13 protein-coding genes are annotated in these 12,681 nt (G+C 75.4%); 8 read left to right on the forward strand and 5 right to left on the reverse strand.

The features are described from left to right. Positions 1-91 precede the first annotated feature (91 nt). Positions 92-601 carry a DinB family protein gene (locus ABTW87_RS06765; protein ID WP_350649235.1) on the forward strand — a complete coding sequence of 170 codons (510 nt, stop codon included), beginning with the start codon at positions 92-94 and terminating at the stop codon, positions 599-601. Positions 602-678: 77 nt separating this feature from the next. Here the strand turns inward: ABTW87_RS06765 and ABTW87_RS06770 are convergent, their stop codons facing one another. Beyond that, positions 679-1,071: a nuclear transport factor 2 family protein gene (locus ABTW87_RS06770; RefSeq protein WP_350649237.1), complete on the reverse strand. Its 393-nt coding sequence runs from the start codon at positions 1,069-1,071 to the stop codon at positions 679-681. Between the two features lie 132 nt (positions 1,072-1,203). On the opposite strand from ABTW87_RS06770, the gene ABTW87_RS06775 reads away from it, so the two are divergent. Beyond that, entirely contained in the window at positions 1,204-2,115 is a 912-nt protein-coding gene (locus ABTW87_RS06775) for a helix-turn-helix domain-containing protein (protein ID WP_350649239.1), read from the forward strand. Here the strand turns inward: ABTW87_RS06775 and ABTW87_RS06780 are convergent. Further along, positions 2,054-2,857 carry an alpha/beta fold hydrolase gene (locus tag ABTW87_RS06780; protein WP_350649241.1) on the reverse strand — a complete coding sequence of 268 codons (804 nt, stop codon included), beginning with the start codon at positions 2,855-2,857 and terminating at the stop codon, positions 2,054-2,056. The two genes, ABTW87_RS06775 and ABTW87_RS06780, sit on opposite strands and share 62 nt — an antisense overlap. A gap of 71 nt (positions 2,858-2,928) precedes the next feature. Here ABTW87_RS06780 and ABTW87_RS06785 point away from each other — a divergent pair, with 71 nt between their 5' ends. Together ABTW87_RS06785 and ABTW87_RS06790 are read left to right on the forward strand one after the other, a co-directional pair. Then, positions 2,929-3,603: a TetR/AcrR family transcriptional regulator gene (locus ABTW87_RS06785; protein ID WP_350649243.1), complete on the forward strand. Its 675-nt coding sequence runs from the start codon at positions 2,929-2,931 to the stop codon at positions 3,601-3,603. A gap of 82 nt (positions 3,604-3,685) precedes the next feature. After that, a complete protein-coding gene (locus ABTW87_RS06790) occupies positions 3,686-4,459 on the forward strand; it encodes a peptidylprolyl isomerase (protein ID WP_350649245.1) in 774 nt (257 codons plus the stop codon). Positions 4,460-4,502: 43 nt separating this feature from the next. On the opposite strand, the gene ABTW87_RS06795 is transcribed toward ABTW87_RS06790, so the two are convergent. Further along, complete coding sequence (locus ABTW87_RS06795) at positions 4,503-5,816, reverse strand: aminotransferase class V-fold PLP-dependent enzyme (RefSeq protein WP_350649247.1); 1,314 nt, start codon at positions 5,814-5,816, stop codon at positions 4,503-4,505. A 109-nt stretch (positions 5,817-5,925) separates the two neighbouring features. On the opposite strand from ABTW87_RS06795, the gene ABTW87_RS06800 reads away from it, so the two are divergent. Together ABTW87_RS06800 and ABTW87_RS06805 are read left to right on the forward strand one after the other, a co-directional pair. Beyond that, a complete protein-coding gene (locus ABTW87_RS06800) occupies positions 5,926-6,513 on the forward strand; it encodes a TetR/AcrR family transcriptional regulator (protein ID WP_350649249.1) in 588 nt (195 codons plus the stop codon). 10 nt (positions 6,514-6,523) lie between these two features. After that, positions 6,524-7,468, forward strand: coding sequence for an acyltransferase domain-containing protein (locus ABTW87_RS06805; protein ID WP_350649251.1), 945 nt, complete (start codon positions 6,524-6,526; stop codon positions 7,466-7,468). Between the two features lie 25 nt (positions 7,469-7,493). Here ABTW87_RS06805 and ABTW87_RS06810 read toward each other — a convergent pair whose 3' ends face one another. Together ABTW87_RS06810 and ABTW87_RS06815 are read right to left on the reverse strand one after the other, a co-directional pair. Continuing rightward, on the reverse strand, positions 7,494-8,360 hold the full coding sequence (locus ABTW87_RS06810; protein WP_350649253.1) for a diacylglycerol/lipid kinase family protein: 867 nt from the start codon (positions 8,358-8,360) through the stop codon (positions 7,494-7,496). A gap of 1 nt (position 8,361) precedes the next feature. Then, positions 8,362-9,924: an FAD-binding oxidoreductase gene (locus ABTW87_RS06815; RefSeq protein ID WP_350649255.1), complete on the reverse strand. Its 1,563-nt coding sequence runs from the start codon at positions 9,922-9,924 to the stop codon at positions 8,362-8,364. 47 nt (positions 9,925-9,971) lie between these two features. Between ABTW87_RS06815 and ABTW87_RS06820 the strand changes: the two genes are divergently transcribed. Beyond that, on the forward strand, positions 9,972-11,501 hold the full coding sequence (locus tag ABTW87_RS06820; RefSeq protein ID WP_350649257.1) for a glycerol-3-phosphate dehydrogenase/oxidase: 1,530 nt from the start codon (positions 9,972-9,974) through the stop codon (positions 11,499-11,501). A 159-nt stretch (positions 11,502-11,660) separates the two neighbouring features. After that, complete coding sequence (locus ABTW87_RS06825) at positions 11,661-12,632, forward strand: golvesin C-terminal-like domain-containing protein (RefSeq protein ID WP_350649259.1); 972 nt, start codon at positions 11,661-11,663, stop codon at positions 12,630-12,632. The last annotated feature ends 49 nt before the right edge of the window (positions 12,633-12,681 follow it).

A 12,681-nucleotide genomic window follows, 5' to 3' on the forward strand; every position in this document is an offset into this window, starting at 1 on the left:
TTGCCCTGTCGATCCCGGTCCGGGATGTGGGCGGTCCAGTGGTGCCGGATTGGCCGCTCCGGGCGCCTGCGTTCGGCGGTACGGTGCGGCCGTGGACCGCTGCGACGAGTGCGGATTCGTCTACACCGACATCTCCGGGGCGGCGGTGCCGCCGCTCCTTCGGGAACTGGGCGGGCGGTACGCGTCGACCCTGGCCGAGGTCCCGTACCCGCGCCGCCGGCCGGCCGAGACGGTGTGGTCGCCGCTGGAGTACACCTGCCACGTCCGGGACGTGCTGCGGGTGCAGGCCGAGCGGCTCGCGTGGGCGCTGCGCGTCGAGGAACCGGAGTTCGTGCCGATGGGGCGCGACGAGCGGGCCGTCGCGGACGCTTACAACGAGCAGGATCCGCAGGTGGTGCTCGACGAGTTGACCGCGGCCGGCGTGGACCTCGCGGCGCGGTTCGGCGCGCTCGGTCCGGCGGAGCTGGCCCGCACCGGCGTCTATCCCTGGCCGCAGCGGCAGGTGCGGACGCTGCTGTGGCTCGGCCGGCACACGGTCCACGAGGGCGAACACCACCTGTTCGACCTCCGGCGTGCCGGTCAGGCGCAGCGCAACGGGTGACCGGTCGCCGCCGGCCGGGAGGGGTCCGGCTCACCCGGGCCCCCGTTCCGGTGTGGCCGTCCCGGGTGAGCCGGACGTCAGTGGTTGGCGTGCGGGTCGAAGCCCTCCGGCGCGCGGTCCAGGAACGTGGTGACCGAGCTGATCCGGCCGTCCGGGTCGAACACCAGCAGATCGGTGCCGGCGGCGAACGGCCGGCCGCCGTCGAGTTCGATCTCCCACATCAGCCGGGCCCGGTCGTGGTGGAGCTGCGGCTCCGCACGCCGCTGGAAGACGGCGGCGCCCACGTTCTCGGTGAACTGCCCGTGGAAGTCGATGAGCGCCTGCGGTCCGGTGAGGACGCCGACCAGCGCGTGGTAGCTGACGTCGTCGGTGAAGGTCTCCGCCGCCAGCCGGCGCTGCTCCTCGGGCTGCCCGGTGTTCCAGAACCGGACGTACCGCTCGACGGTGTCCGCGTAGGTGCTGGACGTCATGTGTCGTTCCCCCTCCAGGTCGACAGGTCGGGTGCGGCGAGCCGCGTGGACACCGTGCGCCGGCGGCCCACGGCGTGTCGATTACCTCGTAGGTCATTGCCGGCCGGCGGTGGTCCGCGCGAGGCTGGGGCCATGACGAGGACGGAGCCGGTGGGAGTGCTGATTCGGCGCTGGCGCGAGCGGCGGGGCCGTTCCCAGCTCGACCTGTCGACCTCGACCGACGTGTCCACGCGCCATCTCAGCTTCGTCGAGACCGGCCGGGCCAACCCGAGCCGGGCGATGATCGAGCGGCTCTGCGAGGAACTCGACGTGCCGCTGCGCGAGCGCAACGCCCTGTACCTGGCCGCCGGCTTCGCGCCGGTGCACCGGGAGAGCGCGTTCGTCGACCTCGGTGCGGTGCGGGCCGCCGTGGCGGCGGTGCTCGCCGGCCACGAGCCGAACCCGGCGCTCGCCGTCGACGTGCGCTGGGAGCTGCTGGCCGCCAACGGCGCCATGGCCGCGTTTCTGAGCGGTGTGCCGGAGGCCCTGCGTACGCCGCCGGTAAACGTGCTGCGCGCGACCCTGCACCCGGACGGGCTGTCCGGGCGGATCCGGAACCTGGCGCAGTGGCGTGCGCACGTGCTGCGGCGCGTCCGCCGTCAACTCGACCGCACCGCGGCGGAGGGGCTGGCGGACCTGCTGGCCGAGCTGGAGAGCTACCCGGTGCCGGCGGGAACGGCCGCGGGCGCCGGCACCGGGCCGGGGGAGGACCTGGTGGTCCCCCTGCGCCTGGCCACCGAGTACGGCGAGTTGGCCCTGTTCTACGCGACGACGGTGTTCGGCTCGCCGCGGGACGTCACGCTCGACGAGATCTCCATCGAGACGTTCTTCCCGGCCGACGCCGCGACGGCGGACCTGCTGCGCGCCATGGCGTCGGCCGGCGCCCCGGCGTCGGCCGGCGCCCCGGCGTCGGCCACCCCGGAGCCGGCCGCGCCGCCGCCGGTCACGCCGCTCCGGCCAGGAACGCGGCGAGCGGCTCGACCAGCCGGGACGGCGCACGGTTGATGCCGTCGTGGCCGCAGCCCGGCACGGGGAGCACCCGCATCCGGCGCAGGACGGGCGCGAGGTCTCTCGCGATGGTGGCGTAGTACGGCGGACCGGCCTGTCCGTAGGCGAAGAGGATCTCGGTGTCGAGGCCGGCGTACTGCTCGGGCGGGCCGTCGTGCGCCGCCACCATGGCCGTCTCGTCGAGCGTGCGGTCGAGCAGTTCGCCCATCTCCCGGCCGACGCGGGTGCGCAGGAACAACCGGCAGATCGCGGTCTGCGCGGCGAGTGGCAGCCGTGACGCGGGCAGCTGCGGGTTGGCGGCGGCGCCGACGATCGCGAGCGCCCGGGCCGGGCGTCCGGCCCGGATCGCCTCCCGTGCGGCCGGGATGAACGATCCCGTCATGGCCCCGTTGACCGAGACGGCCGGGTCGTAGAGCGCGAGCCGTTCGATCGGCAGGCTCCGCGCCGCCCGCAGCGCGAAGAACCCGCCGGAGCTGTGCCCGATGACGCTCCGGGCCCCGGTGTGCGCGAGCACGGCGCCGAGGTCGTCGATCTCCTGCTCCACCGTGTACGGCTCGCGTCGGGGCGGGGCGTCAGCGCGGCCCCGCCGGTTGTACAGGTGCACGTTGAACCGGTCGGCGAGCGCGGCGGCCAGCCTCCGGTACGGCTCGACGGTGACACCGCCGCCGTGCACCACCACCACGTCCGGCCCGGTGCCGGACGAGTGCAGCACGATCGTGGCGCCGTCCCGTGCGGTCACGCGTCCAGTCATCGTTCGGCCCTCCCGGGTAACCAAAACTGCGAACGGTGTTTGCAGATTACAGTGATCCGGTGAGCGACGCATCCCCCCACAGCCAGCGGGACTCGATCTGGCGCCGGCCGGCACGCGGGACCCGGGGGCCGGCCCCCGCGCACACCCGGGACGAGATCGTGGCGGCGGCGATCGCCATCGCGGACGCGGACGGGCTGGCGGCGGTGTCGATGCGAGCGGTAGCCACCCGGCTGGGGACCGGAGCCGCCTCGCTCTACCGGTACCTCTCCTCCCGCGACGACCTGCTCGACCTGATGGCCGACCGGGTGGCCGCCGAACTGCGCCCGTACCCCGAGCCGGAGGGCGACTGGCTGAACGGCATGGTGCGGATAGCGCGCGCACAGCGGGCGGTGCACGAGCGCCACCCCTGGCTGTCCGAGCTGAGCCAGCGGGCGTCCGCCATCGGCCCCGAGGCGCTCGCGTTCTTCGACGCCTGCCTGCGGATCATGGCGCCGGTTCCCGCGACGCCGACCGCCAAGCTCGAGGCGGTCGCCGTCATGAACGGCATCTCCATCCTGTTCGCCCGCAAGCGGACGGCCGGCGAGGCGTTCACGTTCGCCGGCCTCGACATCACCCCGTACCCGCACCTGCTGGCGGCGCTCGCCCAGCCGCCGGCCGCGCCCCCGGCGGTGGACCTCTTCGAGCGCGCCCAGCGGAGCCTGCTGCGCGGCCTGCTCGCCCCCGATCCCGCCTGAATCCACGCCCGGGCATCGACGTCGGGCCCGCGAATACATAGACTCCGGTCTTTCTGGTGCCACGAGTCCAGGGAGGACCCACGTGTCGAGCGAAACCCGATCGCACGCCGGCCCCGCGCTGCTGTCCCGTCTCGCGGGCGTCGCGGTGGTCGCCGCCGGGCTGATCGTCGCCGGTGGCGCAGCCGCCGTCGCGGCTCCGGCCGCCGCCGCGCCCCCGCCCGCAACCGAGCCCACGCAGGGGCCGTGCGCGTACACGCCCACGCCGGACGAGCCGGCGGCCCGGCCGGTGCCGCTGCCGCCCGACCCCCGGCGTACGCCCGACCGGGGAACGGTCCGGGTCACTCTGCGCACCAACCAGGGCCCCATCGGGCTGACCCTCGACCGGGCGCAGGCGCCGTGCACCGTGCAGAGCTTCCTGCACCTGGTCCGGCACCGGTTCTACGACCGGACGAACTGCCACCGGCTCACCGCGTACCCGACGCTGAAGGTGCTGCAGTGCGGCGACCCGTCCGGCACCGGCTCCGGCGGGCCCGGCTACCGGTACGCCGACGAACTCCCCACCGACCTGCCGCCGGCGCCGACCGACCCGACCGGGGTCCGCCGCCTCTACGCCCGGGGCACCCTGGCGATGGCGAACGCCGGACCGGACACCAACGGCAGCCAGTTCTTCCTGGTCCAGTCCGACTCGGCGCTGCGCCCGAACTACACCGTCTTCGGCACGGTCGACGCGGCCGGGCTGGCCACCCTGGACCGGATCGCGGCCGGCGGGATCGCCGCCACCCCGGAGGACCCGGCGCCGGTCGACGGCGCGCCGGCCCGGCCGGTGGAGATCTGCCGGGCCAAGCGGGGCCGCTGACACCGACCCGGCGGGGCGGGAGGCCGCCCCGCCGGTTCCGGCGTCAGACCAGCCCGTCGACCGCCCGCACCGCCGCGTCGACGTCCGCCTCGCTGTTGGCGACGGTCGCGCCGAAGCGCAGGTACGACGGGTCGTACGGTGTGCTGCTGGCGATCACCCCGGCGGCGTGCAGCCCGCCCAGCGCGTCGCCGACCGGCAGGTCGCCCACCTCGCAGCAGACGATGCCGGCGGACAGTTCGGCCGGGCGCGGGGTCACCAGCCGTACGCCGCGGATCCCGGCCAGGCCGTCCTTGAGCCGGTCGGCAAGCTCACGGGTACGCGCCGCGACCCGGTCCGGGCCGATGCGCCGGTGGAAGTCGAACGCCTCGGCCAGCGCCCAGCGGTGCTCGAACGTGTGGTAGCCACCCGGCGTGTGCGCCCGGCCTCCGGGCGTCGACGGGCGACCGGCCCTCCGGGACAGCCAGTGGCCCATGCTGCGCCCGTCGAACGGCGGGATCACCGGCGTCATCCGGTCCCAGGCCCGGGTGCTGCCCCAGACGAGCCCGGTGCCCCGCGGCCCGAGCAGCCACTTGTGACAGCCGGAAACCAGCGCGTCGCAGCCGAGCTGCGCCGGGGTGGCCGCCTCGGCGCCGAAGCCGTGGACGCCGTCGACGCAGACCAGCGCCTCGGGAGCGCGGGCGCGTACCGCCTCGGCGAGCTGCCGGACCGGCAGCTTGACGCCAGTGCTCGAATGCACCCAGGTCAGCGCCACCACCCGGGTGCGCCCGGTGACCGCCGCGGCGAGGCTGCCGACGATCTCGTCCACCGTGGTCACCGCCGGGTCCCGGTAGAGGCGGACCCGGCGTACGGCCACCCCGTCCCGCTCGGCCCGCAGCCGCAGCGCCTCGTGGGTGGCGTAGAAATCGTGCTCGGTGGTGAGGATCTCGTCCCCGGGCCGCAGGCGTACCGCGGTGTAGAGCAGCCCGAGACCCATCGTGGTGGAGTCGGTCAGGGCGACCTGGTCGGGACGGGTGTCGAGGTGACCCGCGGCGGCGTCGAGCACGGCGGCGTCCAGCCGCTCCTCGTTGGCGGCCAGGTAGCCCATCGCGTCCCGGTCGAGCCCGTCCCGGTGCGCGGCGACGGCGGCGCGGACCGGCTCGGGGTGCGGCGCGAAGACGAAGGTGGCCAGGTGCGCGCGGTCGCGGTCGAGCGCGAACTGCGCCCGTACGCTGTCCCAGCTGGCCGGGTCGAAGGCGGGCGCGGCGCCGCCCGAGCCCCCGGACGACGGCTCGGCCCTCCGTGGCCCGCAGCCGGCGGCGAGGCCGGCCGCCCCGGCGACCGCGGTCGCACCGAGCAGGTCGCGTCGGGTGAGCTGCATGTCATCGATCGTTCCCGGTCGACGTCACGGACAGGTCACCGGCCCGGCACCGGACCGGTTCCGCTGCGCCGGCACCGCGCCGACGTGGGCAGCGTGGTAGACATTCGGCGTGGTTGAGGTGGCCGGCGAGCGTGGTGTCGAGGACGCGGTCCTGGACGCCGCCCGGGACTGCGTCCTCGCCTACGGTGTGCGCCGCACGACGTTGACCGACGTGGCCCGGCGCGCCGGGGTCTCGCGGATGACCGTCTACCGCCGGTGGCCGGACGTGCAGTCGCTGATCGGCGACCTGATGAGCCGCGAGTGGCATCTGGTGCTACTGGCCACCGCGACCGACGAGGGGGCCGGTCCGGCCCGGTCCCGCCTGGTCGCGCGTGTGGTCGCGGGCGCGCGGCTGCTACGGGAGCACCCGCTGCTGTGCAAGATCCGTGACGTCGACCCGGAGGTGCTGCTGCCGTACCTGCTGGACCGGCGCGGCAACGGCCAGGACGAGATGCTGCGCTTCCTGGCGGCGGCGCTCGCCGCCGGCCGGGCGGACGGCTCGGTGCGGCCCGGCGACACCGAGATGATGGCCCGCGCGGTCTACCTGACCACGCAGTCCTTCGTGCTGTCCGTCCGCACGGTCGCCGACGGGATGCCGGTCACCGACTTCGACCGGGAGCTGGCTCGGCTGGTCGACGGCTACCTGCGGCCGGACTAGGGTCTGGCGCGTGGATCAGGACGAGACCGCCGCCCGGCTCGGGGTTCCCGTCGAGGAGGTCGAGCGCGTGCACCGGCTCGCCGGTGACCGGCCGTCGGCGCCGCTGCCCGCCAGGGCCGACGCGCCCGCGATCCTCGACCGGCTCGGGGTGCCGCCGGACGACGCCGCCGAGATCATGGCGGGCTGGCCGGACCTCGACTCTCCCTTCTGGACCCCGGAGCTGCGCTGGCTGCTCGACCGCTCGATCGCCCTGGTCCGCGCCGATCTCGGGGGCCACGGGTGGCTGTCGCCCGGTCCGGCGCTCCCGCGCGAGCGGGGCCCCGCCTGGCGGCACCTCTACGTGTACGCGTACCTGGCCATGGTGGACGTCGTCACGGCGTACCACCGCGACCACGGCATCGCCGAGGCCGTGTCGTGGGCGACGCTCGCGGACCTGGGCCGCAACCTCGCGATCGACCGGCGGATGCGCGGCGAGGGGTGGCCGGTGATGCAGAGCTGGCTGACGCTGCACGCGCGCGGCGGCATCTACGAGCTGGGCCGGCTGCAGCACCATCGCGGCGGCACCGCCATCGACCTGCACATCCCCGACGCGGGTCCGTTGCGCCCGGAGGCGGTCGAGGCGTCGCTCGACGAGGCCCGCGCGTTCTTCCCGCGCCACTTTCCCGACGAGCGCTACACGGCGTTCGCCTGCGGCTCGTGGCTGCTCGACCCGCAGCTGCGGGAGTACCTGCCCGGTGACTCCAACATCGTCCGGTTCCAGCGGAGGTTCGAGCTGGAGCCCTATGAGGAGCCGGAAGGGCTGGACGCCGACGTCGAGGTGCTGCGGTTCGTGTTCCGTACCCTGACCACGCCGCTGGACCGGCTGCCGCGCCGCACGGTGCTCCAGCGCGCGGTCGTCGACCACTTGAGGGCCGGCCGCCACTGGCAGTGGCGCCGCGGCCGCTTCCCGATCTGACCGCACGCCGGTCCGGGGACGGACGCTAGGCCAGGGCGATGATCTCCAGGGCCCGCGGCCGGAGTTCGACGTGCACGTGGTCGCCCCGCCCGACGGGGTCGCCGTCGCCGTACACGGTCACCGGCCGGTCGGCCCGCACGGTGACCGTGCTGCCCCGGTAACAGGCGACCTGCGGGCGTTGCACGTGCCAGCCGGCGCGCATCTGGCGCAGCACCACGGGGAACAGCAGCTTGGTGGCGTGGCCGATCACCACCACGTCCAGCGCGCCGTCGTCGGGTCGCGCCGCCGGCGCGACGTGCAGCCCGCCGCCGTAGTACCCGCAGTTGGCGACCACCACCGTGTACGCGTCCACCTGCTCGGCGTGGCCGTCGACGGTGACCGTGTACCGGGTGCGCGGCCAGCGCAGCAGCGCCCGCAGCCCGGTCGTGGGGTACACCAGCGACGCGGGCAGGCGGGACCGGTTGGCCAGTTCGTTGGCGGCCGCGTCGACGCCGGTGTAGACGCTGCCGACGACCGTCTGCCCGGCGACCCGGAGCACGTCGACGCGGTGGGGCCGGCCGCGCAGCAGCAGGTCGGCCACGGCGGCGGGGGAGTGCGGCAACCGCAGCTGCCGGGCGAAGTCGTTGCCGCGGCCGGCGGGGACCACGCCGAGCAGGCCGCCGGCGTCGGCGACGGCACCGGCGAGCAGCCGGATGGTGCCGTCGCCGCCGGCGGCGAGGACCACCTCGCCGGCGCCGACCGCGGCGGTGGCGCGCCGACGGGCCTGCTCGGCGGTCTGCGTGTAGTCGACCCGGATCCGGGCCCCGGCGGCGCGCAGCTCGTGCGCCACCGGCATCAGGCGGGACAGTCCCCGGCGCGCGTCCGGCCCGAGGATCGCGGCGAAGGCGCGCACCTCACGGCACCAGGATGCCGGGGTTCAGGATGCCGGCCGGGTCCAGCTCGCGCTTGACCGCCCGGAGCAGGTCCACGGCGACCGCACCGATCTCGGTGGCGTACCAGGCCCGGTGGTCCGCGCCCACCCCGTGATGATGGGAGATGGTGGCGCCGGTGGCGGCGATCGCGTCGCTGGCCGCCGCCTTCGCGGCGCGCCACCGGCCGATCGGGTCGGTGCCGGGGGAGCAGATCACCGTGAAGTACAGCGAGGCGCCGGTCTCGTAGACGTGCGACACGTGGCCCAGCACCAGCGCCCCGTCCGGCAGCGCGTCGAGGACGGCGTGCCGGACCCGCTGGTGCACCTCCGGGATCCTCGACCAGTACGCCGCGGTCTCCAGGGTCTCCGCGAACGCGCCGGCGTCCAGCAGCGCGTCCCGCAGGTACGGCGCGTCGAAGCGGTGCCGGGCCCAGTGCTGTCCAGCCTCCTCGCCCAGCGGCACGCCGCCGTGCGCCGCCAGCACGCGCGCCGCCGCCTCGACGGTGGACCTGACGTCCGCGCCCTCGTACCCGGCGATCAGCAGGCAGCCGCCGTCGGAGCGGCCGGACCCGGTGGCCCCGATCATCGTCTCGACCTCGTCGGAGAGCCGCAGCACGGTGGGTCGCGGCCCGTCCTGCGCGAGCCGCCGCACCGCGGCCAGGCCGTCGTCGAACGACTCGTACCGCCAGCCCTCGTAGTGCGTCGCCGCCGGCAGTGGGCGTACCCGGACGGTCACGTCGGTGATGACGCCGAGGGTCCCCTCGCTGCCCAGGAAGAGCTGCCGCAGGTCGGGACCGGCGGCCGAGGCGGGGGCGCGGCCCACCCGGACGGTGCCGCGGGGTGTGGCGACCGTCAGCCCCGTCACCATGTCGTCGAAGCGGCCGTAGCCGGCGGACGCCTGGCCGGAGGACCGGGTGGCGGCGAAGCCGCCGATGGTGGCGTACTCGTAGGACTGCGGGACGTGGCCGAGGGTGAACCCGTGCTCGGCGAGCAGCCGAGCGGCCTCGGGGGCGCGCAGCCCGGCCTGCAGGGTCGCGGTCCGGGAGACCGGGTCGACGGCGACGAGACGGTCCAGCCGGCCCAGGTCGACGGCGACGTGCCGGCCGGCGGCGGGGGTCAGCCCGCCCACGACCGAGGTGCCGCCGCCGAAGGGTACGACCGCCACCCCCGCCCCGGAGCAGACGGCGAGGACGGCCAGCACCTCGGAGTGCCCGGCCGGCCGGACGACCGCCTCCGGGGCGCGGAGCACCCGGCCCTGCCGGTCGCGCACCAGGTCGGGCGTCGACATCCCGGACGCGTGCCGGGCCCGGACCGTGCCGGCGGTGAGCACGTGGTCGGCGCCGACGACGCCGCGCAGCGCGTCGAGGACCGCGGTGTCCAGTTCGCAGCCGGGCACCGTGACCTCGGGCAGCGGCACGACCGGCGGCGGGGGCGCCAGCTCGAGCACCTGGGCCAGCAGCTTCGTCGCGGACTCCGGCAGCACCGCGTTCCCCGCCGTCCCCCAGCGGGCCCATCCGGCGCTCGACGCTTCCCCTCGCACATCCATGTGTGACAGAGTGACATCAAATGTCACTCCATTGCAAGGAGGGGTCTGTGGACGCATCGCTCACCGCCGCGCGCCGGGACCGGGACCTCGCCGAGCTGGCCGACGGCCGGGTCGTCGACGTGCTCGTCGTCGGGTTGGGCGTGACCGGCGCCGGAGTGGCACTCGACGCCGCGAGCCGGGGGCTCTCCGTCGCCGCGATCGACGCGCACGACCTGGCGTACGGCACCTCCCGCTGGAGCTCCAAGCTGGTCCACGGCGGGCTGCGCTACCTCGCCCACGGGCAGGTCGGCATCGCCTACGAGAGCGCCGCCGAGCGCCACGTCCTGATGACCCGCACCGCACCGCACCTGACCCGGCCCCTGCCGATGCTGCTCCCCGCCACCGGGTACACCACCGGCTGGCAGGACCGGGCCGCCGCCGTCGGGCTCCGCGCCGGGGACCTGTTGCGCGCCTGCGCCGGAACCCCCCGCCGGGTCCTGCCCGGCACGCGCCGGCTGGGCCCGGCCGAGGCGAGCGCGATGGTTCCGGCGCTGCGGCCGGCCGGCCTGCGCGGGGCGCGGCTGTCCTGGGACGGCCAGCTCTGCGACGACGCCCGGCTGGTGGTCGGCCTGGCCCGCGCGGCCGCCGCCCGGTCCGCGCGGGTCCTACCCCGGTGCCGGGCGGTCGCCCTGCACCGCGACGGCGCCACCGTCGAGGACACCCGCACCGGTGCCCACCTGCACGTGGCCGCCCGCGCGGTGATCAACGCGACCGGAGTGTGGGCGAGCAGCCTGACCCCGCACGTCCGCCTGCGCCCGTCCCGCGGCACCCACGTCGTCCTGTCCGCCGCGCGCCTCGGCGGGCTCTGGGCCGGCCTGACCATCCCGGTGCCCGGCGAGTTCACCCGCTACGTCCTCGCCCTGCCGCAGACCGACGGCCTGGTCTACGCCGGACTGACCGACGAGCCGGTGGACGGACCGGTCCCCGACGTGCCGCAGCCGACCGAGGCCGACATCGCGTTCCTGCTCGACGTGCTCAACAGCGTTCTCGACCGGCCACTGGGGACGGCCGACGTCCTCGGCGCGTACGCCGGACTGCGGCCGCTGCTCGCCGACGCCGAGGCCCGGACCGCCGACCTCTCCCGGCGGCACGCCGTCATCGACGACCCGGACGGGATCATCAGCGTCGTCGGCGGCAAGCTCACCACGTACCGCCGGATGGCGCAGGACGCGGTGGACGCCGCCGTGCGCGGCCGGGGCCTGACCGCCGGCCCCTGCCGCACCCGTCGCCTCCCGTTACCCGGGGCGGCGGGCCGCGCCCGGCTGGCCCGGGTCCCGGCGCCCCGCCGGCTCGTCCAGCGGTACGGAACCGAAGCCGTCGACGTCCTGGCCGAGGCGCCGGCCGGCCTGCGCCGGCCGATCGCCACGGACGTCCCGGTGACCGGCGCCGAGTTGCTCTGGGCCGCCCGGCACGAACTCGCGCTCACCGTCGACGACCTGCTCGACCGGCGTACCCGGGTCGGTCTCGTCCCGGCCCATCGCGAGGCCGCGCTGCCGGTGGCCCGCGAGGTCCTCGAACTGGCCGCGGCCGGGCGCTGACGCGCGCCGGGACGTGGCGAAAACCTTCGGTTCGCGGCAGCCGACCCGGCAACTATCGACATAGACGTATGTCGAGCTGTATCGTGCGTGCACCCACGGTGGGCCGCACGGCCACGGGCCCGCCACGCCCCGCGTTCCCGACGCCCCGGAGGACCCTCCATGAGACTCTCCGTAACCCTGCGTGCCCTGGTCGCGGCGCTCGCCGCGGTCACCCTCGTGCTGCTCGCCCCACCCGGCCCCGCCTCCGCCGCCACGGTCACCGTGGACAACGCGACCGCCGGCCGCTTCACCGCCAGCGCCAACTGGGGTACGTCGTCCTGGTCCGGCCAGCGGTACGGCGCGGACTACCGGTTCGCCACCCCGTACTCCGGGGCGAGCGACGCCGCCTGGTTCTCGGCGTCCATCGCGGCGACCGGACCGCACCTGGTCGAGGTCTGGTACCCGGCGGACGCGGGGTACAACAACGCCACGCCGTTCATCATCGCCACGACGAGCGGCAATCAGTCCGTGACCGTCAACCAGCGGACCAACGGCGGACGCTGGGTGGCCCTCGGCACGTTCAACCTGGCCGCCGGCGACCGCAACGTCGTCGGGGTGAGCCGCTGGACCAGCGGCACCGGCTACGTCGTCGCCGACGCCGTGCGCATCACCTCCGGCGGCGGTGGCAGCGCGTTCGCCCTGCCGCTGCCCAAGAGCGCGCTGCCGCGCAGCGAGTACGACGACCCGCACCACGACTACCCGGCCATCGACCTGCCGGTCGGCACCGGGACGCCCGCGTACGCCGTACGCGCCGGGACCGTCACCGTCATCAACGACAGCTCCTGCGGCCGGGGCATCAACCTCACCGGCACCGACGGCGCGGTCTACACCTACTGCCACTTCTCCTCGTGGTCGGTCAGCAACGGCGTGACCGTCTCGCCCGGACAGCAGATCGGCCTGACCGGCAACACCGGCAACTCCACCGGCCCGCACCTGCACTTCGGCATCCGCACCGGCAGCACCCGCCGCTGCCCGCAGAACTTCCTGCTCGCGATCTACGACGGGGTCACCCCGCCCGCCGCGACAAGCCTGCCCACCACCGGCTGCTACTACGTGAGCCGCAGCACCGAGCCCGTGGTGCCGCTCGGCTGACGGGATCACCGACCGCGTGGCTGGACCGCACCCCGCACGGGGCGCGGTC

The organism is Micromonospora sp. NPDC126480 (assembly GCF_040302465.1).
GTDB lineage: Bacteria > Actinomycetota > Actinomycetes > Mycobacteriales > Micromonosporaceae > Micromonospora.